Raw genomic sequence first — 24333 nt, 5'->3', positions numbered from 1 at the left:
AATAACAGCCACGCGTCGTTTTGGGGGTATTTGCATAACAATAGACTCCGATATTCTTTTGCTGTCTAAAAAAACGCCGCTACAGACCTACCAGGCGTTCTACGCCGCGCTGGTCGAAGCCGAGCAGATCATCAAGGCCGACAAACCCGCAGCGGCCAAGGCGTATATCCGCGTAGAGCAGTCGAAGCTGCCGTTGGACCTGGTGGAAAAAATCGTCCAGGACCCGGAATCGACTTCACCATCGTGCCGCAGCGTACCTCTATCTATGCCGATAAATTGCAGGAATTGGGCGTACTGAAAAACAAGGCGGCGAGCTGGAAGGACCACTTCTTTGAAGAGGCCCATGGCGTGACGGCAGCTGAACGTCGATCCCCATTGGAAATACGGTCAACATTGTGGGAGGGGGCTTGCCCTAATACCGGTCAGTTAAGGAGGAACACTGTAACTGTGGCGAGCGGGCTTGCCCCGCGTTGGGCTGCGAAGCAGCCCCAAAACCAGCCTCCACCGAGTGTCTGATACACCGCGTTCTTCCTTACTGGGGCTGCTACGCAGCCCAACGCGGGACAAGCCCGCTCGCCACAGTTGCCCTATCTGCCGGGCGTTCAGCGTTTGAAGTGTCAGCGGAAGAACTCACCCGGTGTGGCATCGAACTGCTGCCGAAACGCGTTGATAAACGCCGAGGTGGACTCATAGCCACAGTTCAACGCCACATCCGTCACCCGTTCTCCTTGCTCCAGGGCGGGCAGGGCGCTCAATAGCCTTAAACGCTGGCGCCAGGCCCGAAACGTCAGGCCCGTGTCACGCAAGAACAACCGGCTCAGGGTCTTCTCGCTGACCCCCAGCTTCTGGCTCCAGTGCCCGAGGGTGGTCTGCTGTTCCGGGTGCAGGTTCAGGCTGCGGTAGATTTGCCGCAGGCGCGGGTCCAGCGGCAAGGGCAGCATCAGGTCCACCTGGGGCGCTGCCGCTAACTGGTCCAGCACCACCTGGGCCAAGCGCCCATCCGGGCCGTCCTCGGCATATTCCACCGGCAACTCGCTGAAGCGGCTGATCAGCTCGCGCAACAGACTGCTCACCTCCAACACGTGACAGTGCTCCGAGGCCCAGGCGGTGACGCTGCAATCAAGGTACAGGCTGCGCATCTCCGTATGGGGCGAGCTGTACACCCGATGCGGCATGCCCGCCGGGATCCACACCGCCCGCTGGGGAGGAGCGACGAAGCGGCCGGCGCTGGTCTGGATCTCCAGCACCCCGGAAATCGCGTAGGACAATTGCACCCACGGGTGGCTGTGCCGACGGGTCAGCGCGCGGTTGGGCAGCGATTCAGTGCGCCCATACACCGGCCGTGGCAGGCTGGCGAGCCCAGGCACACTGCGGCGCACGGTATTGGCATGTCCTTTAGGCGGCATTTACTGGCTCATTGGCGTTAGTCGGTAACAAGCCGTTACGTTAGAGTCGCAATGACGCTCTTGGCAACCCCCGGAAGATTCGCTTATGACTCGCCCCCGTTTTCTGCCCGACAACTTCACCCTGACCCTGATCGCCACGGTGATCCTAGCTTCCCTGCTGCCCGCCAGCGGCCAGACCGCCGTGGCCTTCGGCTGGGTCACCAACCTGGCCATCGCGCTGCTGTTTTTCCTGCACGGCGCCAAGCTGTCGCGCCAGGCCATCGTCGCCGGCGCTGGTCACTGGCGCCTGCACCTGCTGGTGTTCAGCCTGACCTTTGTGCTGTTCCCGCTGTTGGGCCTGGCGCTCAAACCGGTGTTGTCGCCGCTGATCGGCAAAGACCTGTACATGGGCATGCTATACCTCTGCGCCTTGCCGGCCACGGTGCAGTCGGCGATTGCCTTCACTTCGCTGGCGCGTGGCAACATCCCGGCGGCGATTTGCAGCGCGGCGGCCTCCAGCCTGTTCGGCATCTTCCTCACACCGTTGCTGGTGACGCTGTTGCTCAATGTGCACGGCGAAGGCAGCTCTACCGTCGATGCGATCCTGAAAATCAGCGTGCAGTTGCTGCTGCCGTTTATCGCCGGGCAGATTGCCCGCCGCTGGATCGGCGCGTGGGTGGGCCGTAATAAGTCCTGGCTGAAGTTCGTCGACCAGGGCTCGATCCTGCTGGTGGTGTACGGCGCATTCAGCGAAGCGGTCAATGAGGGCATCTGGCACCAGATCCCGCTGTGGGAACTGGGCGGTCTGGTGGTGGCCTGCTGCGTGTTGCTGGCGTTGGTGCTGGTGGCATCCACGCTGTTGGGCAAGGCCTTTGGCTTTAACCAGGAAGACCGCATCACCATTCTGTTCTGCGGCTCGAAGAAAAGCCTGGCCACCGGGGTGCCAATGGCCCAGGTGCTGTTCGCCGGGGCGAGCATGGGCGTGCTGATTTTGCCGTTGATGCTGTTTCACCAGATCCAGTTGATGGTCTGTGCGGCCTTGGCGCAGCGTTATGCCAACCGGCCGGAAAGCATTCCGGCGCTGATGGGGCAGGTGGATCCGTGATCTATCACCCAGGGGCAGCATCGTCGAGCCAGGTTGTGCGACAAATGCGCGCAGTGGCCCGGAGCAGCGCTATGTGCGGGTGGATGGCGCTGGCCAGCCGATTCTGGCAGGGAACCACTTGGCGACTGTGACCCTACCGTGACAAAACTGAGGGTATTTTGAGGGGGATGAGCGTCAACAGGCGACCGAGAAACCTATAGAATGCCAAGCGGCGGCGCTTGTCCTGGGTGGCCGCTTGATCATCGCCAGAGTACCTCGCCCTTCAATGAGCCATTCAGCCGCAACCCCCCAAGCCAACTGGCAACCGGTCATCGCCCTGGCGTTGGCCGCCTTTGTGTTCAACACCACCGAATTCGTCCCCGTCGGCCTGCTCAGCGCCATTGGCGCCAGCTTCGACATGCCCGTGTCCAGCGTCGGCCTGATGCTCACCATCTATGCCTGGATCGTGTCCCTGACCTCGCTGCCGGTGATGCTGCTGACGCGTAACGTCGAGCGGCGCAAGTTGCTGATCGTGCTGTTCTGCATGTTTATCGCCAGCCATATTCTCTCCAGCGTGGCCACCAGTTTCGGCCTGTTGATGGTCAGTCGCGTCGGTATTGCCTTGTCCCATGCGCTGTTCTGGTCGATCACCGCCTCCCTGGCGGTACGCCTGGCGCCGGAAGGCAAGCAGGTGCAAGCCCTCGGCCTGCTCGCCACCGGCACGTCTCTGGCGATGGTGCTGGGCATCCCCTTGGGCCGTCTGCTCGGCGAAGCCATGGGCTGGCGCACCACGTTCCTGGTGATCGGCGCGTTCGCCGCCGCCCTGGTGTTCTGGCTGGCGCGCACCTTGCCCCTGCTGCCGAGCCAGAACTCCGGCTCCCTGCGCAGCCTGCCATTGCTGTTCAAGCGTCCGGCGCTGGTGGCGCTGTACGTGCTCACCGCCATGACCGTGACCGCGCAATTCACTGCCTACAGCTACATCGAACCCTTCGTCGAAGGCGTGGCCGGCATGAGCGGCAGCGCGGTGACCCTGATCCTGCTGGTGTTCGGCGGCGCGGGCATCATCGGCTCGCTGCTGTTCAGCCTGGTGCACCGCTTCAATCCCCACCTGTTCGTGGTCGGCGCGGTGTTTATCCTGGCTGCGTGCCTGGCGCTGATGCTGCCGTTGAGCGGCGCCGAGTCGTACCTGGTGATCCTCAGCGTGTTCTGGGGCATGGCGATCATGGGCTTCGGCCTCGCCATGCAGTCCAAGGTGCTGGTGCTGGCCCCGGACGCCACCGACGTGGCCATGGCGATGTTCTCCGGTATCTACAACATCGGCATCGGCGGCGGCGCCCTGATGGGCAGCTGGGTCGGCAGCCAGTTTGGCTTCGCCTGGGTCGGCGCGGCGGGCGGGTTGCTGGCGGCGCTGGCGTTGGTGGGGTATTGCCTGGCGATTCGGAAGTTTGGGACGGGTGTCGCCGCCGTCTGAATCCGCCGCCGGTTCCTATTGGGTTAAAGGGCCAGTGCGTTCAAAACATGTACCGGGTCATTGTGAATGGCCCTTAGCAGTGCTTTGGCCGGCCCTGTCGGTTCTCTTCGCCCTTGTTCCCAGTTGCGCAAGGTGCCGAGATGAACATCAATCATCGCGGCGAATTTCGCTTGTGTCAGTCCGGTTGCCTTGCGGATTTCTTTTACTTGAAGCGCGTTCACGGTGAACTCACGCGAGGGTTGACGTTCGCCTCGGACGATTTCATCCATTTCTTGCACGCTTTCCATCAGCTCATCAAAGAATTTGCTCATGGTTATCTCCAGTGTTCGACGACAGCTTTTAGCGCTTTGCGTTCATCGTTTGTCAGGTCTTGCTGTTCGTTTTTCGGGTAAATCATCAACAGCGCAATACGTGAAGCGGATACGAAGTGGTAATAGATCACTCTGGCACCGCCACGTTTGCCGTGGCCTTTTGAGGCGACACGGATCTTGCGAATGCCACCCGTTCCTTCGATCAAATCTCCAGTGTCGGGGTTCAGCATCAACGCTACCTGAAGACCGAGATAGGCATCGTGATTCATGAGCTCCATTACCCGTCGGGTGAAAACTGGGGTTTCAATAAAAATCATAGCAAATGTACGCCATTGACTTACTCGGCGACAATGCTAATGCACCCGTTCGTGTGAATCATCTGAGCAGTTTTAAGCAGGTTTTAGATGGGGTAAGTGGTGATTGCGGCGGATTAGCCAAGATTGGCTGACCGGGGTATAGGCCCCAGCACTGGCGAAGAAGTCCCTGCGCAGCCCGCCTTTGAACGAAATCGCGGGCGTTAGAAAAGCGCCTGTAATTGAACATTGGCGCCGTGCGCAACCAAAATCAAACAACTCTTCTTTATGCTGATCATCATGCATTTCAGCGCACCGGGCACGGGCCGACCGGTTTACGCCGATTGCTCCTGCACGGTACCCGCGTTACAGCGCTGCCAACATCGCCTCCAACTTCTCCTGATCCCGTGCAAACTGCCGAATCCCTTCCGCCAGTTTCTCAGTGGCCATCGCATCTTCATTCGAGGCCCAGCGGAACTGCGCTTCGTTCATTGGTTGACGCGCTTCGCCTTCGGTCACCGGGACCAATTTGCGCGCCAGCTTGCCCTGGTCTTCGTCGAGCTTCTGCAGCAGCTCCGGGCTGATGGTCAGGCGATCGCAACCCGCCAGCTGTTCGATCTGGCTGAGGGTGCGGAAGCTTGCGCCCATGACCACGGTGTTGATCTGGTTGGCCTTGTAGTAGTTGTAAATGCGCGTCACCGATTGCACGCCTGGGTCATCAGAACCGGTGTAGTCCAGGCCGGTGTTCTTGCGGTACCAGTCGTAGATGCGGCCCACGAATGGCGAGATCAGGAACACCCCGGCATCGGCGCAGGCCTGGGCTTGCGCGAAGGAGAACAGCAGGGTGAGGTTGGTCTGGATGCCGGCTTTTTCCAGGCGCTCGGCAGTGCGGATGCCTTCCCAGGTGGAGGCCAGTTTGATCAGCACGCGGTCGCGGCTGATACCGGCCTGGTCGTACAGGGCGATCAGTTGGTTGGCCTTGGCCCACAGCGCGTCTTCATCAAAGGACAGGCGCGCGTCGACTTCGGTGGAAATACGCCCGGGAATCACCTTCAAAATGCCGGCACCGACTGATACCGCGAAGTGGTCGCAGGCCAGGCCGACGTCGCCTTTGGCTATGTTGACGGCATTGCGCAGCAGCTCGGCGTATTCCGGGATGGCGGCGGCCTTGAGCAGCAGCGACGGGTTGGTGGTGGCGTCCACCGGCCGCAGGCGGCTGATGGCCTCGAGGTCGCCGGTGTCGCAGACCACGGTGGTGAATTGCTTGAGTTGTTCGAGCTTGGACGTCATGAGCGGCAATCTCCAAAAAAGGTTATTGGTTGAGGGCCTGTGCGGTGTCCAGGTCGGTGATCAGGATATCCAGGTAGCCGCCCTTGAGCGCGCCACGAATGGCCTGGACCTTGTTCAGCCCGCCGGCCAGGCCGAGCACGCGGTGGATACTGCGCAACTTGGGCAGCGCCACCGAGACCACGAATTCTTCATCTTCTTCCAGCACCGGCTTGCCCTGGGTATCGAAGTAACGCAGGCAGATATCGCCGACGGCACCGCGCTCGGCCAGCAGGCGCAGCATGTCCTCGGTGTAGTAGTTGCCGCTGTTGCGCAGCAGTTGCGAGGGTTCCAGGTCGCCGATGCCGACGATCGCCAGGGTGATACTGTCAAAGCGTTGCAGCACTTCCTTGACCTCTTCCATCTGCACGATGCGTTGCTTGCTTTCCACCGATTGCTCGATGCTTTGCGACGGCAGCAGGAACGCCGGGCAGTTGAGCAGGGTGGCCAGGCGTTGGGTGAGGAGGGTGGCTTCAAACGCGCCTTTGTTGCCGACGCCGCCCAACAGTTGTACCACTTCCTGGGCGCCTTGTTTGCCCGGCTGGGCATGCAAGTGGCCGACCATGGCGCGAATGGTGCTGCTCCACGACGAAATACCGATATGATCCTGGGGCGACAGGCTGGTCTCCAGGTAATGCGCAGCCGCCGAGCCGATGGCTTGCTTGATGCTTTCATCGTTGCCGGGCTCGGTGGCTTCCACCACGATCACCTGGCGCACGTCGTAGCGGCGTTGCAATTGGGTTTCCAGCTCCAGGTGCAGGCCTTGCAGGCGCATCACGCTGATCTTCACCACGCCTTCCTGCAGCGCCCGGCGCAGGGCGCGACTGATAAAGGATTGGGACAGGTCCAGCTGGGCGGAAATCTCGGACTGCTTGAGCCCTTCTTCGTAATAGAGGCTCGCGATCTTGGTGATCAGGCGCTGTTCTTCGATCTGGCTCATGAAAGCCTCGGTTGTTGACACAATGGCCGTGAGGATACCAAACCCTTACGACATGATCAGGCCGCCGTCGATATTGATCGCCTGGCCGGTCAGGTAGGCCGCGTCATCCGAGGCCAGGAAGGCCACCAGACCGGCGACATCCGAGGGCTTGCCGGCCCGGCGCAGGGGGATGTTCTTGACCCATTCGGCCATCAGTTCACCCTTGCCGTAGCGTTTTTCGTCGGTGCTGAGGATCTCGCCCCACACGCGGTCGTTGTAGTCCCACATCTCGCTTTCGATGATGCCGGGGCAGAACGCGTTGACGGTGATGTTGTGCCGCGCCAATTCCAGCGCCAGGCTCTGGGTGATGCCGATCACGCCCATTTTGCTCGCGGCGTAGTGCGGGGTGTAGATAAACCCCTGGCGGCCCTGGCCGGACGAGGTGTTGATCAAGCGCCCGCTGCCTTGCTTGACCATGTACTTGGCCGCTTCCCGGCAACCCAGCCAGACGCCAGTGGTGTTGACCTGCAGCACCTTGTCGAAGTCGGCGCGGGGCATCTTGTCGTAGTGGTCGATGGTGATGATGCCGGCGTTCTGTACCGATACGTCGATACTGCCGAAGCGCGAGTGGCCTTCGCGGTAGAGCTTTTCAATGTCGGCTTCGCTTGTCACGTCGATCCCCAGGGCCAGGGCGTCGACGTTGTATTCCCGGGCCAATTGGTCGGCGGTGAACGTCACGCGTTCCAGGTCGTTGGAGGCCAGCACCAGGTTGGCGCCTTCCTGGGCGAAGCGCTCGGCAATGCCGGCACCAATGCCACGGCAGGCGCCGGTGATCACGATGGTTTTACCGCTGAAACGTTGCGACATGACAAAACTCCTTACCAGCAGACAAAACCACCATCGACCAACAGGTCGACACCGGTGCAGAAAGACGAAGCCTGGCTGACCAGGAAAATCGCCGGGCCGACCATTTCTTCCACGCTGGCCATACGGCCCATGGGCGTGGTCTGTTCGAAGATCTTCACCTGGTCGGCGACTTCCGGGCGTGAATTCATCGGCGTGGCGGTGTAGCCGGGGCTGATGCAATTGACCCGCAGGCCCTTGTCGGCCCATTCCATCGCCAGGCTTTTGCTCAGGTGGATCACCCCGGCCTTGGAGGTGTTGTAGTGCGCCTGCAACAGGCCGCGGTTGACGATGCTGCCGGACATGGAGGCGATATTGACGATGGCGCCTTTGCCACGCGGCAACATCACCGCCGCCTGGGCCTGGCAGCTGAGGAAGATGCCGGTGAGGTTGATGTCCAGGGTGGTTTGCCAGCGTTGCAGTTCCAGGTCTTCGGCGGCCTGGGCATTGGCGATGCCGGCGCAGTTGACGGCCACGCTGAGTGGGCCGAGTTCTTGTTCGGTTTGCGCGACCGCTGCATCCAGGGCGGCCCGCTCGGTGACGGTACCGCTCAAGGCCAAGGCGCGACGGCCCAGCGCCTGGATGCGTTCTACCGTGCTCGCAATGCCGGGGCTGCCCGGAAGATCAAAGCAGGCTACATCCGCGCCGGCTTCGGCGAGCCCGACGGCGATAGCTTGGCCAATGCCGCTGCCGGCGCCGGTGACAAAGGCCACTTGGCCCTGAAGACTAAAAAGTTGCATGAATAACTCCAATTTTTGAAATCACAGTAGACCCCTCCCACAGTTGGATCTTTGCAGGTCTTTGGTTATGCGGTGGCCATCTCCATCACCGACACCGGGGTGGCTTCGCCACGCTCCAGAATCCCCATTTGCCGTCCCCGGCTCATCACCATCACCCGATGGGACAACCCCAGCACTTCATCCAGGTCGGAACTGACCACAATCACCGCCATGCCCTTGGCCGCCAGATCCGCGATCACTTCATAAATCGCCGCCCGTGCACCCACGTCGATGCCGCGTGTCGGCTCATCGAGGATGAACACCTTGGGGTTGCGCGCCAGCCACTTGGCAATGATCACCTTCTGCTGGTTACCGCCCGACAGGCTGGAAATCCGCGACTGCGGCGCACCTTTCACCCCCAGTCGCGCCGCCGCCGCGCGCGCGAATTCGCGCAGCGGGGCAGGGAACACCCAGCCGCGTTTATCCAGCAGGTCGGTGTTGCCGTAGATCAGGTTGTCTTCGATACGGTGCTCCACCACCACGCCTTGCTGCTTGCGGTCTTCGGGCACCAGCACCACGCCGGCCTGGATCGCCTCGAAGGGCGAGCGCAACTGACGGATCTCACCATCCAGCAGCATATGCCCCTGGATGTTCTGGGCCGCGCCGGCAATGGTACGCACCAGCTCGGTTCGCCCGGCGCCGACCACCCCGGCAATGCCGAATACCTCGCCGGCACGCACGCTGAAGTCGATGCCGTGCAAGGCAAACTCACGGCAGCTCAAATCCTTGACCTGCAACATCACTTGGTCCTGCGGCGCCTGCAACGCAGGGAATATTCGCTCCAGGCTGCGCCCGACCATCTGCTCCACCAACTCACGCACCGGCACTTGGGCCGTGGCGTGCAAAGCGATCTGCCGGCCGTCGCGCAGCACCAGCACGCGGTCGGCGATGCGTGCGATTTCTTCCAGGCGGTGGCTGATATAGATAAACGACACGCCCTCGGCCTTGAGCCGTTCCACCTGCTTGAACAGCAGCTCGGTTTCCTCGCCACCCAATGCGGCGGTGGGTTCATCGAGGATCAACAGGCTGGCCTTCAGCGTCAGCGCCTTGGCGATTTCCACCAGTTGCTGGGCCGCCACGCTCAGGCCTTCGACCTTGCGCGAGGCGGGCACCTTGAGGCCCAGGCGTTCGAGTTGGATCTGCGCCTGGGCCTCCATGTACTCGCGGTCCACCCGTCCACGACGCATGGGCAGGCGGCCGACGAAGATGTTCTCGGCGATCGACAGTTGCGGCAGCAGGCGGATTTCCTGGTGGATCAGGCCGATCCCGGCACCCAGCGCGGCCCCCGGTGAAGCCGGCGCGTAGGGCGCGCCGAGCCAGGTCATGCTGCCCCCGGCTTCGGGTTGCACCAGCCCGGCGATGATCGACGACAAGGTCGACTTGCCCGCGCCGTTCTCACCGAGCAGGGCCAATACCTCGCCGGGGCGAATGTCCACGTTGACCTGCGACAACACCTGCACCGGCCCGTAGGCCTTGCTGATGTTGCGCAGGCACAGCACCGCGTCGGATCGAGCGGTGTCCACGGCTGCTGCTTGCATGACGACCTCCAAGGCTTACGGGTGCTGTTGCAGGAACGGCGCGACGTTTTCTTTAGTGGTCAGCACGGTGGGCAACAGTTGCTCCTTGGGCAGGGTCTTGCCGGCTTTGAGGTCGATGGCCGAGGCCACGGCCAGGCGCCCCATTTTCTGCGTCTGCTGGGTCATGGTCGCGTTCAGCACACCGCTTTGCACGGCCTTGAGCCCGGCCACGTCGCCGTCGAAACCGACCACGACCACCTTGTGATCGAGGTTGCCGACTTTCACCGCCTGGGCGGCACCCAGCGCCATGGCATCGGCGCGGCCGAAGAATACGGTGATGTTCGGGTCACGCTGGAGCAGGTCCTGGGCCACGGCGAAGCCTTTGTCCTGGGTCCATTCGGCCGGTTGCTGGGCGACGACCTTGAGGTCCGGGAAGGCTTTCAGGCCCTCTTCAAAGCCTTTGGCGCGATCATTCTCGGGGGTGGTACCGATCTGGCCTTGCAGGATCGCGATGCGGCCCTTGCCGTCAGTGATCTTGCCCACGTACTCGGCCAGGGTCTTGGCGCCGGCCACGCTGTCGCTGGCGATAAAGGTGTCGCCTGGTGCGTCGGGGGCGTTGCGGTCCACGGCGATCACCGGGATGCCCGCGGCCTTGGCGGCTTTCACCGGCACACCGGCAGCAGTGGCACCGGCCGGGATGTAGATCAGCACGTCGATCTGGCGGGTGATCAGGTCTTCAATCTGGCTGACCTGGGTGGAGGAGTTGCCCTGGGCGTCCACGGTGATCACCTTGACCCCCTTGGCTTTGCCCTCGGCTTCCACCGATTGCTTGATCTGGTTGAAGAAGTCGGCCTGCAGGTTGGCCACGGCCAGGCCGATGGTCAAATCCTTGGCCCAGGTGGTGCCGGCAGCGGTGAGGGTGGCGGCGGCGAGAGCGGTGGCCAACAGCAATTTCTTGGGGCTGAACATGTCGGTGACTCCTGGTTTTATTGTTGGAGGGTGTCAACTGTCGAACAGGTTTAACGGGCAGTGCTGGAGCGGCGTCGCAGGGTGTCGATGGTGACGGCGAGGGCGATGACCACACCGATCACCACTTGTTGAATAAAGGGTGAAACCCCCAGCAGGTTAAGGCCATTGCGCAATACGCCAATGATCAGCACGCCCACCAGGGTGCCGCCGATGCTGCCGACGCCGCCACTGAGGCTGGCGCCGCCAATCACCACGGCGGCGATGGCGTCCAGTTCCAGGCTCAGCCCGGCGCTTGGTTGCGAGGAGTCCAGGCGCGCGGCCAGGGTCACCGCGGCGATGCCGGCCAGCGCACCGCTGATGGCGTACACCCACAAGGTAATCGCCCGCACCTTGATGCCCGACAACCGCGCTACTTCCGGGCTGCCGCCCATGGCGTAGAGGTTACGGCCACCGGCACGAAAGCGCAGGAACACCCAGGCCGCCACCAGCATCACCAGGAACAGGCCCACGGTGGCCGAGAGGAAACCAAAGTGGCGCACTGTGGCCAGGCTGGTGAACCAGTCCGGGTAGCCGACGATCTGCCGGCCTTCGGTGAGGATATTCGCCAGGCCCCGGGCCACCGACATCATGGTCAGCGTGGCAATAAAGGGGGGCAGCTTGGCGTAGGTGATCAACGCACCGGACACCAGCCCGGCGAGCATACCGCTGGCAATCGAGATCGGAATCGCGAAGCCCAGCGGCACCGCCTGATCCTGATACAGCCAGCCGAGCATCATCATCGAAAAGGCCAGCACCGAGCCAACCGACAGGTCGATGCCGCCGATCACGATCACCGCCGTCATGCCGATCGCCAGGATGCCCAGCACCGTGACCTGATCGAGGATGTTCAGGCCATTGCGCAACGAGAAGAAGTATTCGGAACTGAAGGAGAAGACCAGCACCAGCAACACCAGCCCGATCAACGGACCGCCGATATTGCTGGGCAGCAGTTTGACAATTCGTGGGCGAGGTGGCGGCTTGAGTTCGGCCGGGTGCTGGACAATAGCTTTGGCGTCCACAGTGTTCTCCTGAGTTATTTTTTTTGGAGTGCTTTCAGGCGTTGTGAATATTTATGCGTGCCTGACTGTTAATTCAGATTCCAGTGACACCGTGTCAAAGTCAAGCGCTTAATTTTTCTTGTATGCCGCTGATCCGGTGTTTTTGCCCGACGCAAAGCCACGGACTAGATGAGCCGGCGTGGGATTTTGGCCGTTTGTCCGAGGGATATTTCCGAGCTTTATTTGATTTTTCGGCGGTTCGCTCACTTGACCTGCCAGAGGATCGGCGTCTAAATAGAAATATATTGTCACTGCTGAATAAATATTCAAACACAGCCTTGGACACTTTCACCCGCGTGGTCAGCCTCAAAGGAGCCGCTGCATGAATGCCTTCCAGTACGACGCCCACCAGATCAAGGAACAGGCCTGCCTGATCCGTCGCCATGTGATCCGCCTGAATGCCGACTCACCGGCCGGCGGCCACACCGGAGCGGATCTTTCCGAAACCGACATCCTCGCCACCCTGTATTTCCGCATCCTCAACACCGGCCCGGAACGCACCGAAGACCCCGAACGCGATATTTATATCCAGAGCAAGGGCCACGGCGTGGGCGGTTTGTACTGCTGCCTGGCGCAGGCGGGCTACATCCCCACCGAGTGGCTGCCCACCTACCAGCACTTCAACTCGCACCTGCCCGGCCACCCGGTACGCCAGAAAACCCCCGGCATCGAACTGAACACCGGCGCCCTCGGCCACGGTTTGCCGGTGGCGGTCGGGCTGGCCTTGGCGGCGAAGATGTCCGGCAGCAAAAAACGCATCTACGTGCTGACCGGTGACGGCGAACTGGCCGAAGGCTCCAACTGGGAAGCGGCGATGGCGGCGGCCAAGTACGGCCTGGATAACCTGTTTGTGATCGTCGACAAGAACAAGCTGCAGCTGGCGGGGTTGACCGCCGAGATCATGCCGCTGGACCCGCTGGACGTGAAATGGGCGGCCTTCGGCTTCCGCGTCAGCGAGTGCGACGGTAACGACGTCGGCCAATTGATCGAAGCCCTGGAAACCATGCAGACCAAGACCGGCGCGCCCCAGGTGCTGATCGCCCACACCATTAAAGGCAAGGGCGTGTCGTTTATCGAAGCCCGCCCCGAATGGCACCACCGCGTGCCCAAGGGTGATGAAATCAACGCAGCACTGGAGGAGTTGAACCATGGCGAGTGAACATTTGGCGAGCGTCATGGTGGAAGCGTTTATCGCTGCCGTCGAGGCCGGGCTGGACGTAGTGCCGGTGGTCAGCGACTCCACCTCCACGGCCAAGATCGGCCCGTTTGCCCAGCGCTTTCCCGAGCGCCTGATCAATGTCGGCATTGCCGAGCAATCCTTGGTCAGCGTCGCGGCGGGCCTGGCCCTGGGGGGCAAGATCGCCGCCACCTGCAACGCGGCGCCGTTCCTGATCTCGCGGGCCAATGAGCAGATCAAGGTGGACGTTTGCTACAACCAGGCCAACGTGAAGATGTTCGGCCTGAATGCCGGCACCAGTTATGGCCCGCTCGCCAGCACCCACCACAGCCTCGACGATATTTCAGTGATGCGCGGGTTTGGCAATGTGCAGATCTTCGCCCCGGCCGATGCCGTCGAGTGCCGCCAGATCATCGATTACGCGCTGCGCTACCACGGCCCGGTGTATATCCGCCTCGACGGCAAAGCCTTGCCCGACGTGCACGGCGCCGACTATCAGTTTGTGCCCGGTCAGGTAGACATCCTGCGCCAGGGCGCCGATGTGAGCATCGTGGCCCTGGGCTCGGTGGTGCATGAAGCGGTGGATGCAGCGGCATTGCTGGCGGAGCAGGGCATCCAGGCGCAGGTGATCAACCTGTCGTCGATCCGGCCCTTGCAGCGTGATGTGTTGCTCAGCGCCTTGAGCGGCACCCGCGCTGTCATCAGTGTGGAAGAACACAACATCAATGGCGGCGTCGGCAGCCTGGTCGCCGAAGTGCTGGCCGAAGCCGGGTTGGGCATTGCCCTGATCCGCCTGGGTATCGGCGATGGCGAGTACGCCGCCGCCGGTGCCCGCGAACCGACCCGCGCCTTGCATAACATCGACGCGGCTGGGATCGTGGCGGCTGCCACTCGGTTGCGGTGAACTCAATGAATAACAACACCCCGCTGATCCTCGCGATAGATGAAGGCACCAGCAACGCCAAGGCAGTCCTGGTCAACGAACTTGGCCAGGTAATTGCGCGCGGTTCGCGGCCCTTGAGCATCCGCCATCCCCAGGCCGGTTTTTCCGAGCAGGACCCGTTGCTGATCTGGCAAAACACATTGGCGGCGATTGAAGAATGCCTGGCCCAGGTGGATCGTCCGATCACTGCGCTCGCGATCAGCAACCAGCGTGAATCGGTGGTGGCTTGGGATAGGCATACCGGTGAACCATTGTCGCCGTGCATCAGTTGGCAATGCCGACGCTCTACGGCGTTGTGTACGCAACTGCATGAGCAAGGCCATGAAGCGCTGATCCTGGAAAAGACCGGGCTGGCGTTGGACCCGATGTTCTCGGCGGGCAAATTTCGCTGGATTCTCGATCACCTTGAGGACGGCCATGCCCGCGCCGCTGCCGGGGAGATCTGCCTGGGTACCGTCGACAGCTGGCTGTTGTGGCAATTCAGCGGCGGCCAGGTGTTTGCCACCGACTATTCCAACGCCGCGCGCACCCAACTGTTCAACCTGCACACCTGTGCCTGGGATCCTGAGCTTTTGGCGCTGTTCGGCATTCCTGCTGCGGCCCTGGCACCGATCCAGCCGAGCGCCGGGTTCTTCGCCGAAACGGTCGCCGTGGGCGGCTTGCCCGCCGGTATCCCGGTGATGTCGATGATCGGTGATTCCCATGCGGCGCTGTACGGGCAGGGCGGTTTTGCGCCGGGGCTGGTCAAGGCCACCCTCGGCACCGGTTCGTCCTTGATGACGCCCATGAGTGGGCCGATTGCCTCCACCCATGGCCTGTCGACCACCCTGGCCTGGCATGACGGCAGCCAACCCACCTTCGGCATGGAAGGCAATATCGTCCATACCGGCGCTGCCGTGCAATGGGCGTCGCGCCTGGTGGCCGGGGAGTCCCTGGACGCCTTGACCGAACAGGCCGCGCAACTGCCGGATAACGGCGGCGTGTACTTTGTACCGGCGCTGTCCGGTCTCGGCGCACCGCACTGGAAGGCCGACGCCCGTGGGCTGATCTGCGGGTTGACCGAAGCCACGTCCGGCGCGCACATCCTGCGCGCGTCGCTGGAATCCATCGGCTATCAGATTCGCGATGTGTTCGAAGCCATGCAGCAAGACATCGGCAGCCCGCTCAAGGAACTGTGGGTGGATGGCGGCGCCACGCGCAACCGCTGGCTGATGCAGTTCCTCGCCAACCTGTTGCAACGCCCGGTGGTGCGCAGCCTGTCGCCGGAAGTCTCGGCGCTGGGCGCAGCGCACCTTGCGGGTCGGGCGTTGGGGGTGTGGGCGAGTGATACGGCGCTGGGGCAGTTGGAGCGCCAGCGCGAGCGCTTTGAGCCGCAGGAGGATCCGGCGATGGCCGGGCGCTACGCAGAGTGGAAAAAGGCTCTGGCCCGCACACTCTTCTAACGTCATATGCAAACCAACTGTGGGAGGGGCGGTGCAAGCCTTCAAGGCCGCCAGGTCTGTACATCCTTGGCATCCACCGCCTTCGGCAACAACCCCGCCTTGAAGAATGCATCGGCAGGGTGATCAGCGTGGAGGATTTCTGGTGACCGATGCGCACGGTTTCCTGGCCCCGCGCGCCGAATAGGTTCGGTGGTGTGGCTCAGTCCACGCAGATCGCTCGGCCGAGCTTGCCTTTCTCCACCGTCGCCGAGCAGCCGAAGTGGCCGTTATCCACCTGGCACGCGCCGGTCACAGGGCCGTTGCCGGACTGGGTGGTGACACTGGTCTGGCACTCGCCTTCACACTGGCTCGAATCGGTATATGCCTTGCCCGCATCCTTGTACGGCGTGATGCATTTCCAGCTCTGCAGCTTGCCGACTTGCTTCATGGTACCGCCGCCTGCCAGGCAGGTGGACGCCGCAGCGTCCTGGGCGGGTGGGGTCGTGGTACAGGCCGATACCAGCAGTAAAGCGGCCAGGCCAATCATCAATTTCATGCAAAAGTCCTCGTGGAGTAAGCGCAGCGGTGCAGTGTACGGGCATATGGACTACTTTGATTGACGAGCGATCCCTAACCGGTAATGACTCATGCGCACGTTATGGAAGCGGTATGTGGCCCTGCTGGAAAACGACCTGAGCACGCAGATCTTCGACAACGTCAAAAACCTGCTGGTGTGCGCGCTGTTGTTTGCGGCGGGCACCAATACCCTCGTGGGGCAGCAGGACCTGTTTATCGGGGTGTTTGCTTCCAGCGTGGCGGGGTGGGGACTGATCATTCTGTCGACAGTGCTGATGCTGTTGAACGTCAGCGATGGCATTCGCCGGTTGGCCAAGCTGCGTTATCACCTGGCCTTGCAGCTGTTGCTGATCCTGGTTTATCTGGTGGTGGCCGAGCGGGTGGTGGAGATTGTGTGGGGTTTCAGGGCGCATTGAATCGAGGTGTTCGCCGCGTTCGCGCTAGAATTGCCCGCCCGCGGACCAGGATGCGCACCATGCACACGCTTTATTGTTACGTCGATGGATCTGACAACCAAGCAATCGAACCGGTATTGGTCGACGCCTTTCGCGCATTGGTCAGCGATTGGGCGCAATATTGCGCCGTGTTTGTGAATCATCAGCACGAGCGTAAACCCGACCTGGCGCCTGATGATCTGAATGACTGGTTTATCGGGCTCAACCTTCCTTTACCTTGCGTCAGCCAATCTCAAATTGACCAATTGGTCCTGTTTGCCAAAGCCCTGGCTGGCGCAACAGGGCGTGATTTTGTGGTGGGTATTTCGTTGCCGTCCGGGCTTTGCGAGGATCTGGTGTTTCTCGATGCCAATGCTGACGAGACTGAGGGGTTACGCTTGTACACACGGTTGGAGGCTGTGCTCCATGGGGCTTGATATTCATCTTGAGGCTGATAAGCGAATGTCCCTGGTCCATCTGGCTGACGCCGTGAACGCGGTGGGCGTTGCTGAACTGGAACAGAATGAACAGTCGGTGGTGGCGCACTTTCATTCAGGTCTTTTTCTGAGCGGCTGCTATGAAGTGGATGATCCTGATATTCGGGCGCAAGGCCCGAGCGATCTGGCATTTCCGGTGGCCGTTCGTGGTTATCTGCGCATCAAGGGGCCTGCGCCGCAGGACGCTGATCCATTGGCTGACGTCAGGCAACTGGTTGAGCAACTGACTGCGAGGTGTGAGGCCTGTTTCTTGATGTCGTTTCAGTACGAGTCCCTTATGTATTACCGGGACGAGGAGGGTCTTCACGTTCTGTAGTACGCCACCTGGCCTGCGTGTTTCAGGTATCCTCCGCACCCCGCTTTCCACCGATTCAAAGACAGATGACAGGACAAGACATGCAGGCGCTGCTGGAGTCGATCCTCGACGAAGTGCGCCCCCTGATCGGCCTCGGCAAAGTCGCCGACTACATTCCCGCGCTGGCCGATGTACCGGCCAACCAGCTGGGCATCGCGGTGTACGGCAATGACGGCTCGGCCTACCGCGCCGGTGACGCCGATACGCTGTTCTCGGTGCAGAGCATTTCCAAGGTGTTCAGCCTGGTGCAGGCCATCGACCACGGCGGTGAAACCATCTGGGAACGCCTGGGGCACGAGCCTTCGGGGCAACCGTTCAACTCGTTGGTGCAACTGGAATTCGAACGCGGCCGCCCGCGTAACCCCTTCATCAATGCCGGCGCGCTGGTGATCTGCGACATCAACCAATCACGCTTTGCCGTGCCGATCCTGTCGATGCGCGACTTCGTGCGGCGCCTGTCGGGCAACCCGCAGATCCTGGTCAACAGCGTCGTCGCCGACTCCGAAGCCCAGCACGGCGCACGCAATGCGGCCATGGCCTACCTGATGAAATCCTTCGGTAACTTCCACAACGACGTGGACGCGGTGCTGCACAGCTACTTCAACTACTGCGCCCTGCAGATGAGCTGCCTGGACCTGGCCAAGGCGTTCAGCTTCCTGGCCAACGAGGGCACCAGTGCCCACAGCGGCGAACAGATCCTTACCGCGCGGCAGACCAAGCAAGTCAACTCGATCATGGCCACCAGCGGGCTGTATGACGAGGCGGGCAATTTTGCCTATCGCGTGGGCTTGCCGGGCAAGAGCGGTGTGGGCGGCGGCATTGTCGCGGTGGTGCCGGGGCAGTTTACGGTGTGCGTGTGGTCGCCGGAGTTGAACGCGGCGGGCAACTCGCTGGCGGGGATCAAGGCGTTGGAGTTGTTGAGTGAGCGGATTGGGTGGTCGGTGTTTTGAGCTCGTTCCCACGCGCGTGGGAACGATCATCTGAGTGTCATGCCGCTGGATGGGCGTCATCCAATGCTTTGTCCACCAACAGTTGCACACCTTCCAGCATTCGGCAGATGCCCAACGCTACATTGCGTTGCGTACCGTCGACTTCAAAGGCCAGGTGAGTGGCGATGTCGGTGATGGAGGATAGATCCTGGGACGCGTTGACCAGCAGGGTTTCCGTGCCCAGGTTGGGGCGCACGGTGAAGAGTTTTTCTGGGGGATTGGGGCTGTCTTTAATCATGGTGAAGCTCCGTCGACAAGTGGAGCCGCCAGCGTTCGCGGTCAAACGAAGAGGGTGGCAGCTGTACGCGGGTTGACCGACCGGTTGTCAACGAACCCGGCATACCCGAAGGTATCCCGCGCACAACTGCCGCGACACGATACCTCAGGCACAAAAAAAACGCCTGGGATAGGTGCAGGGCGTAGCAGTTCGTTAACAAGGCCGGACGGTCAAATCCGGTCGCTGAATTGGCAGCGACGGCGGAGAGGTTAGTCAGGGAAGTTCCGAGCGACAACCTGAAAGCCTTGTCGGAAAAATCCGAGAAGAGCAAACGCAGAAAACGAATGCTACGCTGCCATCGCAACCCAGGTTTTTCCCATTTCTCAGATGGATATACACGGGAGCGTGGGAACGATCTTTGATTCGGCATTCCCCGGAATAGCGCGCAGAGGCCCGCGGCGGTTCTTACAAAAAAGAAGTACGTTGTCGTAGGCCATTATTTAATGATGACCTCGAACCTTCACATTCTTCAGCAATTGCCAGACAATGCGCCCGCTGTTCCGGAGTAGTTCAGCGGTAGAACACTCGGCTCAGGACCGGGTGGGCGCTGGTTCGAATCCAGCCTCCGGACCCATCACATCACAAGGCAATCTGGACACAGGCCCAGAACACACGGGGTGACTGGTATGGGCGCGGGTTATGCGGTTTTCCAACTGTCCAAAGCGCTGATTGCGCACGATAAAAATTGCGGTCCCCTCGCTCGCTTTAAAGCCAGCAGACGTATTTCACAGTGGCAGCAGGTAATTACGCACATGCTGCAAGGCAGTGCTGAGTACGGCTCGCGCGCCCCGATTGCCGGGCTTCCCGCCTGGGTTACGCTGGAAGTCATTACGGGGGGCTTTGCTACCGGCAACCTTCTGGCTGGTGGCGAATTGACCGGCAATGAGCGTGAACTGGCCGCCTCTATTCCGGGTGTTCGCCCGGGGTTCGAGCGGTTGGACATCAATGCCTGGCACCTGACGGATGATGGCCTTGACGCTTTGCACCAGCGTCTGACCGCTTGTGACTATCGCGTTGAGGTACCGGAAGAGGCCGCGTTACTGACAGTGGCCTGGCTGTCAGGCCAGCAGCGCAACGATGAAGCCAGGGCACTTATAGACCTGATTGTTCCGTTCTTCGATCGATTGCGTTTCTTTCCGTCAATCTCCGCGCAGCTCCCGATTTCAGCCACGCAGGTTCACATAGTTGATGCCGGTGAGGTCAAGGAATTGCTTTCAACCTTGCCGCCTCGCGCTCAGATCGTTGCTCAGAAACAGAGTATTGAAGCGCGTCTGCCCCTATATGATTCAGCCGTTGCGCATTTCCTCCTGACTTATCAGGCTGGCTGGCCGTGCCGCAGTTACCCGGTTCAGTGGCACGAACAGGCAGCCGAATTAGATGCGCGTTATAACAGCCTTGGACTCAACAAACGCACCCCCGATCGTGTGGATGAATTGTTTCTTCTGCTCGAGCAATGCGCCCGCGATGCTGAATCGCTCACAGGGCGTCACGTAGGTCGCATAAAGCGAATTGTCGATGACTTCGTGCGCAAGCATGGCGCGCCGAATTCGGCCTCTCACCTTGCGTTCCGTGCAAATCAGCTTCGCCAGGTTGCGGGGCCAGAGCATCACCTGATTGCGCGTGCCGTGGCAAAGCGTCTCTCCAAGTATCCGGCGAAAAGTGGTATTTCGGATTTTGTCGATTTGGTCGTTCCGCTCACTGCTGAGGAGGCATTGGAGTGCGCGCAGGGCGGATGTGTCGCGATACCCGAGGCGATCCTGCGGCGAGTTCAACGCTGTCGCAGTGGGACAATCAGCGAATTGATCGAGCATGGGCTCATCACTTCGGGTGACACAGTCGCACGGCTGCTGCCCGCGATGACCGCTCAGCTCAGTAGCTCGGGGCTACGCGACGAAGCACTGAGGATGGTCTACGCCTCGACCTACCAGGCTTTCCGTCGACGGCGTTCGTTGTTGCTATTAAACCTTCAGCGTCAGGTCGGCTTCAGTGAGTTGCCATGGGTTACTGTAATTGAAGGTGACCGGCAGTCAGGCGTTGGTGCAGCGAGTGCCGCCAGGCAATCTCTTGTTGAATCATCGGCATTGACGATTCATGCCTTTCCTTATGCCATCCTTCCTAACAAGCTTCTCCAGGAGTTTGGAACACTGGCGGACGCTGCGGGGCTGGATCTTCCCTTCGTGGAGGAGGTCGCTGCAGATATCTTCATGGGGAAGTTTTCACCTAAGTTCGCTGACAATGCTCGGCGAGCGGGAGGGGTGATGGCAGATACCCTATACGCACGTTACTACGCGATTGATACCGATGAACTGGCCCGTCTGGTCATCACAGAGCGACGACATGCGCGAGTTTCAAGCGATGCCTTTGCCGCCTTATGCGCGAAGCGCGCGGAGGCTAGGTTGGGCACGTGGCACCCTGCAACCAATGGCACCATCCTTGAGCAGCAGCAGATTTTAACCACTCAAAACCTCGCACTGCTTTTCGATGAGCTTGGATTGAAAGTTTTTCTAAAGCCTCGACTAGGGAGCATGGTCCAGGCGTGTTTTGAGTGGATCTGCAAACGGCACCAGATGCAGACTGAGCACTATCATGCTCGGTTGATAATGCTGAAGAACACGGCCTATGCCTGGCGTCAGATGGTGTTTTACCTTGCGATGCTTGACGAATTTGAATGCAAAGATGCGTTGAGGTCTGTCGAGGCTTATTTCGCCACGCAGCCTGTGGCTTTTCGAGAAAAATTTCTACCGTTGATGAGTGGCTTGCGCAAAGCCGTTGCAGGCGAAGTATTGCCTCAACAGTGTCCAACAGCCGATGGCGCGAGGGTATTTCTGGGATGGACCACTACACGTCACTGGCTACTGCCTCCACAGCACGTTGAATCAAGCCGGACCGTTGGGCAGTAGGCCATACGCTGAATATCGCTGCCGTGTTTGAGCTGCGTACGGGCGTGTGTTTACTCCGCGCGTAACCTGCACTGGCTATCCCCTGTAGGAGCGAGCTTGCTCGCGAAAAACTAGAGCGCGCCACGATAAACCTGAAGCGCTGCGTTATCGTTGACGATTTTCGCGAGCAAGCTCGCTCCTACAGGAGGGAGTTGCCGCCCATAAAAATGCGCCCCGCGGGGCGCATTTTTTTGTTCGGTCAGCTATCGCCTATCAGGCAATTGCATCCCAGGCTCGATCACCGTGCTCGTCCTTGATCCGAGTCGGCAAGCCCATCACGTCCAGCGCCTTGAGGAACGGCTCAGCCGGCAGTTCCTCGACGTTGGCCATGTGTTTCACATCCCACTCGCCACGGGCTACCAGCAGCGCGGCGGCTACCGGTGGAACACCTGCGGTGTAGGAGATGCCCTGGCTGTCGGTTTCTACGTAGGCTTCTTCGTGATCCGCTACGTTGTAGATGAACATCTCGCGCGGCTGGCCGTCCTTGGTGCCTTTGACCAGGTCGCCGATACAGGTCTTCCCGGTGTAGCCCGGGGCGAGCGAAGACGGGTCGGGCAGCACGGCCTTGACCACTTTCAACGGCACCACTTCCAGGCCTTCGGCGGTGGTGACCGGCTTCTCGGAGAGCAGGCCGAGGTTTTTCAGCACGGTGAACACGTTGATGTAGTGTTCGCCGAAGCTCATCCAGAAACGCACGTTGGGCACGTCGAGGTTTTTCGACAGCGAGTGCACTTCATCGTGGCCGGTGAGGTAGAGGTTCTGCGAACCCACGACCGGCAGGTCGTCGGTGCGTTTGACTTCGAACATGGTGTTGCTGGTCCACTGGCTGTTCTGCCAGCTCCACACCTGCCCGGTGAATTCGCGGAAGTTGATTTCCGGATCGAAATTGGTGGCGAAGTATTTGCCATGGGAGCCGGCATTGACGTCGAGGATGTCGATCGAATCAATGCGGTCGAAATGCTGTTGCTGCGCCAGCGCGGCATACGCGTTGACGACACCCGGGTCGAAGCCCACGCCAAGGATGGCGGTGATGTTCTTCTGTTTGCACTCTTCCAGGTGGTTCCATTCGTAGTTGCCGTACCACGGCGGGGTCTCGCAGACCTTGCCCGGCTCTTCGTGGATGGCGGTGTCGAGGTACGCAACGCCCGTGTCGATGCAGGCACGCAGTACCGACATGTTGAGGAACGCGGAACCCACGTTGATGACGATCTGCGATTCAGTCTCGCGGATCAGGGCCTTGGTCGCTTCCACGTCCAGGGCGTTCAGCGCGAAGGCTTGGATGTCGGCGGGAACCTTGAGGCTACCCTTGGCCTTGACGCTGTCGATGATGGCCTGGCATTTGGAGATGTTGCGCGACGCGATAGCAATACGACCGAGTTCGTCGTTGTGCTGCGCGCACTTGTGGGCCACCACCTTGGCGACACCTCCTGCACCAATGATAAGAACGTTCTTTTTCAATTGCTTTATTTCTCCTATATCCGCCAGCTTACGAAAGGCTGGACAGGTAGTCGTCGTAACCAAATTCACGAACCACTTCGACTGTACCGTCGAGTTGTTTCACTACGATGGACGGCATTTTCAGGCCGTTGAACCAATTTTTCTTGACCATGGTGTAGCCCGCGGTGTCGATGAACGACAGCCGATCGCCGATGGCCAGCGGACGATCAAATTGATACTCGCCGAAGATGTCCCCGGCCAGGCAGGATTTGCCGCACACCATGTAGGTGTGTTCACCCTCGCTCGGCGCCAGCTTGGCGTTGAGGCGGTAGATCAGCAGATCCAGCAGGTGAGCTTCGATGGAGCTGTCCACGACGGCGAGGTGTTTGCCGTTGTAGAGGGTGTCGAGCACGGTGACTTCCAGGGAAGCGCTGTTGGTGATCGCCGCTTCGCCGGGTTCCAGGTAGACCTGCACGTCGTACTTCTGCGAGAACGCCTTGAGGCGCTGGCAGAAGGCGTCGATGGCATAGCCTTCACCGGTGAAGTGGATGCCGCCGCCCAGGCTGACCCAGTTGACCTTGTGCAGCAGCGCGCCGAAGCGTTCTTCGATGGTGTTCAGCATCTGGTCGAACAGGTTGAAGTCGCCGTTCTCGCAGTTGTTGTGGAACATGAAGCCGGAGATCTGTTCGATCACGCCTTCGATCTTCACCGGGTCCCATTCGCCCAGGCGGCTGAACGGACGCGCCGGATCGGCCAGCAGGTAGTCGGAGCTGCTCACCTGCGGGTTGACGCGCAGGCCACGGGTCTTGCCTTCGCTGCGTTCGGCAAAACGCTGCAGCTGGCTGATGGAGTTGAAGATGATCTTGTCGCAGTTATCGAGCATCTCTTCGATTTCATCGTCGGCCCAGGCCACGCTGTAGGCGTGCGCCTCGCCTTCGAACTTCTGGCGACCGAGCTTCAACTCATACAGCGACGACGAGGTAGTGCCGTCCATGTATTCCTGCATCAGGTCGAACACCGACCAGGTGGCAAAGCACTTGAGCGCCAGCAGGGCCTTGGCGCCGGACTGCTCGCGCACGTAAGCAATCTTCTGCATGTTGACCAGAAGCTTCTGTTTATCGATGAGGTAGTACGGCGTTTTGATCATTTTTGAGAGCCTGCGGTGGTGCCTGCCAAAAAAGGACACGCATTGTGCCCGCACTTGGATCGAATCGAAAGGTTAGCTGGCGGATTT

At 60.6% G+C, this 24333-nt stretch carries 24 protein-coding genes, 1 tRNA gene and 1 pseudogene; 12 read left to right on the top strand and 14 right to left on the bottom strand.

Annotation, left to right across the window (positions count from 1 at the left end):
• Window positions 1-82: 82 nt before the first annotated feature.
• Window positions 83-348 (top strand): annotated as a pseudogene (locus tag M2397_RS27945) (sulfonate ABC transporter substrate-binding protein); the annotation flags it as partial.
• A 269-nt stretch (window positions 349-617) separates the two neighbouring features.
• On the opposite strand, the gene M2397_RS27940 reads toward M2397_RS27945, so the two are convergent.
• The gene (locus M2397_RS27940) at window positions 618-1406 is read right to left on the bottom strand and encodes a helix-turn-helix domain-containing protein (protein ID WP_167656926.1); all 789 of its coding nucleotides are present in this window, start codon (window positions 1404-1406) and stop codon (window positions 618-620) included.
• Between the two features lie 85 nt (window positions 1407-1491).
• Between M2397_RS27940 and M2397_RS27935 the strand changes: the two genes are divergently transcribed.
• Window positions 1492-2490, top strand: a complete 999-nt coding sequence (locus tag M2397_RS27935) for a bile acid:sodium symporter family protein (RefSeq protein ID WP_131699877.1) — start codon at window positions 1492-1494, stop codon at window positions 2488-2490.
• Window positions 2491-2755: 265 nt separating this feature from the next.
• The gene (locus tag M2397_RS27930) at window positions 2756-3940 is read left to right on the top strand and encodes a sugar transporter (RefSeq protein WP_259244854.1); all 1185 of its coding nucleotides are present in this window, start codon (window positions 2756-2758) and stop codon (window positions 3938-3940) included.
• Between the two features lie 23 nt (window positions 3941-3963).
• Here M2397_RS27930 and nadS read toward each other — a convergent pair whose 3' ends face one another.
• From nadS to M2397_RS27885, 9 genes are all read right to left on the bottom strand, one after another.
• The gene (nadS, locus tag M2397_RS27925) at window positions 3964-4251 is read right to left on the bottom strand and encodes a NadS family protein (protein WP_027607270.1); all 288 of its coding nucleotides are present in this window, start codon (window positions 4249-4251) and stop codon (window positions 3964-3966) included.
• A gap of 2 nt (window positions 4252-4253) precedes the next feature.
• Window positions 4254-4568: a type II toxin-antitoxin system RelE/ParE family toxin gene (locus tag M2397_RS27920; RefSeq protein WP_259244853.1), complete on the bottom strand. Its 315-nt coding sequence runs from the start codon at window positions 4566-4568 to the stop codon at window positions 4254-4256.
• Window positions 4569-4910: 342 nt separating this feature from the next.
• Window positions 4911-5834 carry a transaldolase gene (tal, locus tag M2397_RS27915; RefSeq protein WP_131699879.1) on the bottom strand — a complete coding sequence of 308 codons (924 nt, stop codon included), beginning with the start codon at window positions 5832-5834 and terminating at the stop codon, window positions 4911-4913.
• 22 nt (window positions 5835-5856) lie between these two features.
• Entirely contained in the window at window positions 5857-6810 is a 954-nt protein-coding gene (locus M2397_RS27910) for a sugar-binding transcriptional regulator (RefSeq protein WP_259244852.1), read from the bottom strand.
• A 45-nt stretch (window positions 6811-6855) separates the two neighbouring features.
• Window positions 6856-7656 carry an SDR family oxidoreductase gene (locus M2397_RS27905; RefSeq protein ID WP_259244851.1) on the bottom strand — a complete coding sequence of 267 codons (801 nt, stop codon included), beginning with the start codon at window positions 7654-7656 and terminating at the stop codon, window positions 6856-6858.
• An 11-nt stretch (window positions 7657-7667) separates the two neighbouring features.
• Window positions 7668-8432 carry an SDR family oxidoreductase gene (locus M2397_RS27900; RefSeq protein WP_032889550.1) on the bottom strand — a complete coding sequence of 255 codons (765 nt, stop codon included), beginning with the start codon at window positions 8430-8432 and terminating at the stop codon, window positions 7668-7670.
• Between the two features lie 65 nt (window positions 8433-8497).
• A complete protein-coding gene (locus tag M2397_RS27895) occupies window positions 8498-10009 on the bottom strand; it encodes a sugar ABC transporter ATP-binding protein (RefSeq protein WP_131699882.1) in 1512 nt (503 codons plus the stop codon).
• Between the two features lie 15 nt (window positions 10010-10024).
• On the bottom strand, window positions 10025-10957 hold the full coding sequence (locus tag M2397_RS27890) for a sugar ABC transporter substrate-binding protein (RefSeq protein WP_131699883.1): 933 nt from the start codon (window positions 10955-10957) through the stop codon (window positions 10025-10027).
• A gap of 50 nt (window positions 10958-11007) precedes the next feature.
• Window positions 11008-12015, bottom strand: a complete 1008-nt coding sequence (locus tag M2397_RS27885; RefSeq protein ID WP_131699884.1) for an ABC transporter permease — start codon at window positions 12013-12015, stop codon at window positions 11008-11010.
• A gap of 361 nt (window positions 12016-12376) precedes the next feature.
• Between M2397_RS27885 and M2397_RS27880 the strand changes: the two genes are divergently transcribed.
• Genes M2397_RS27880 through M2397_RS27870 form a run of 3 tightly spaced genes read left to right on the top strand, consistent with a single transcriptional unit; the run spans window position 12377 to window position 15616 of the window.
• On the top strand, window positions 12377-13213 hold the full coding sequence (locus tag M2397_RS27880) for a transketolase (protein ID WP_259244850.1): 837 nt from the start codon (window positions 12377-12379) through the stop codon (window positions 13211-13213).
• Window positions 13203-14135 (top strand): transketolase family protein, encoded by a 933-nt coding sequence (locus tag M2397_RS27875; RefSeq protein WP_131699886.1) that lies wholly within the window; start codon window positions 13203-13205, stop codon window positions 14133-14135. The genes M2397_RS27880 and M2397_RS27875 overlap by 11 nt, the downstream gene beginning before the upstream one ends.
• A 5-nt stretch (window positions 14136-14140) precedes the next feature.
• Window positions 14141-15616: an FGGY family carbohydrate kinase gene (locus M2397_RS27870; RefSeq protein WP_259244849.1), complete on the top strand. Its 1476-nt coding sequence runs from the start codon at window positions 14141-14143 to the stop codon at window positions 15614-15616.
• Between the two features lie 199 nt (window positions 15617-15815).
• Here the strand turns inward: M2397_RS27870 and M2397_RS27865 are convergent, their stop codons facing one another.
• Window positions 15816-16151: a hypothetical protein gene (locus M2397_RS27865; protein WP_259244848.1), complete on the bottom strand. Its 336-nt coding sequence runs from the start codon at window positions 16149-16151 to the stop codon at window positions 15816-15818.
• A gap of 91 nt (window positions 16152-16242) precedes the next feature.
• On the opposite strand from M2397_RS27865, the gene M2397_RS27860 reads away from it, so the two are divergent.
• The 4 genes from M2397_RS27860 (at window position 16243) to glsB (ending at window position 18407) form a co-directional block, all read left to right on the top strand.
• Window positions 16243-16587 (top strand): hypothetical protein, encoded by a 345-nt coding sequence (locus tag M2397_RS27860; RefSeq protein ID WP_090402992.1) that lies wholly within the window; start codon window positions 16243-16245, stop codon window positions 16585-16587.
• A 59-nt stretch (window positions 16588-16646) separates the two neighbouring features.
• Window positions 16647-17042: a hypothetical protein gene (locus M2397_RS27855; RefSeq protein WP_256663600.1), complete on the top strand. Its 396-nt coding sequence runs from the start codon at window positions 16647-16649 to the stop codon at window positions 17040-17042.
• Window positions 17032-17418, top strand: a complete 387-nt coding sequence (locus M2397_RS27850; RefSeq protein ID WP_131699890.1) for a hypothetical protein — start codon at window positions 17032-17034, stop codon at window positions 17416-17418. Before M2397_RS27855 ends, M2397_RS27850 begins: the two co-directional genes overlap by 11 nt.
• A gap of 80 nt (window positions 17419-17498) precedes the next feature.
• A complete protein-coding gene (gene glsB, locus M2397_RS27845; protein WP_027607252.1) occupies window positions 17499-18407 on the top strand; it encodes a glutaminase B in 909 nt (302 codons plus the stop codon).
• Window positions 18408-18444: 37 nt separating this feature from the next.
• Here the strand turns inward: glsB and M2397_RS27840 are convergent, their stop codons facing one another.
• Window positions 18445-18684, bottom strand: coding sequence for a DUF6124 family protein (locus tag M2397_RS27840; protein WP_131699891.1), 240 nt, complete (start codon window positions 18682-18684; stop codon window positions 18445-18447).
• Window positions 18685-19222: 538 nt separating this feature from the next.
• Here M2397_RS27840 and M2397_RS27835 point away from each other — a divergent pair.
• Window positions 19223-19297, top strand: a tRNA-Leu gene (locus M2397_RS27835).
• A 52-nt stretch (window positions 19298-19349) separates the two neighbouring features.
• A complete protein-coding gene (locus M2397_RS27830) occupies window positions 19350-21623 on the top strand; it encodes a hypothetical protein (RefSeq protein ID WP_167656939.1) in 2274 nt (757 codons plus the stop codon).
• Window positions 21624-21875: 252 nt separating this feature from the next.
• On the opposite strand, the gene M2397_RS27825 is transcribed toward M2397_RS27830, so the two are convergent.
• Complete coding sequence (locus M2397_RS27825; protein WP_032889518.1) at window positions 21876-23120, bottom strand: saccharopine dehydrogenase family protein; 1245 nt, start codon at window positions 23118-23120, stop codon at window positions 21876-21878.
• 28 nt (window positions 23121-23148) lie between these two features.
• Window positions 23149-24246, bottom strand: coding sequence for a carboxynorspermidine decarboxylase (locus tag M2397_RS27820; protein ID WP_141155330.1), 1098 nt, complete (start codon window positions 24244-24246; stop codon window positions 23149-23151).
• Window positions 24247-24333 lie beyond the last annotated feature (87 nt).

It is taken from the genome of Pseudomonas sp. BIGb0381 (genome assembly GCF_024809815.1).
GTDB lineage: Bacteria > Pseudomonadota > Gammaproteobacteria > Pseudomonadales > Pseudomonadaceae > Aquipseudomonas.
This window is presented reverse-complemented; position numbering and strand designations above follow the sequence as displayed.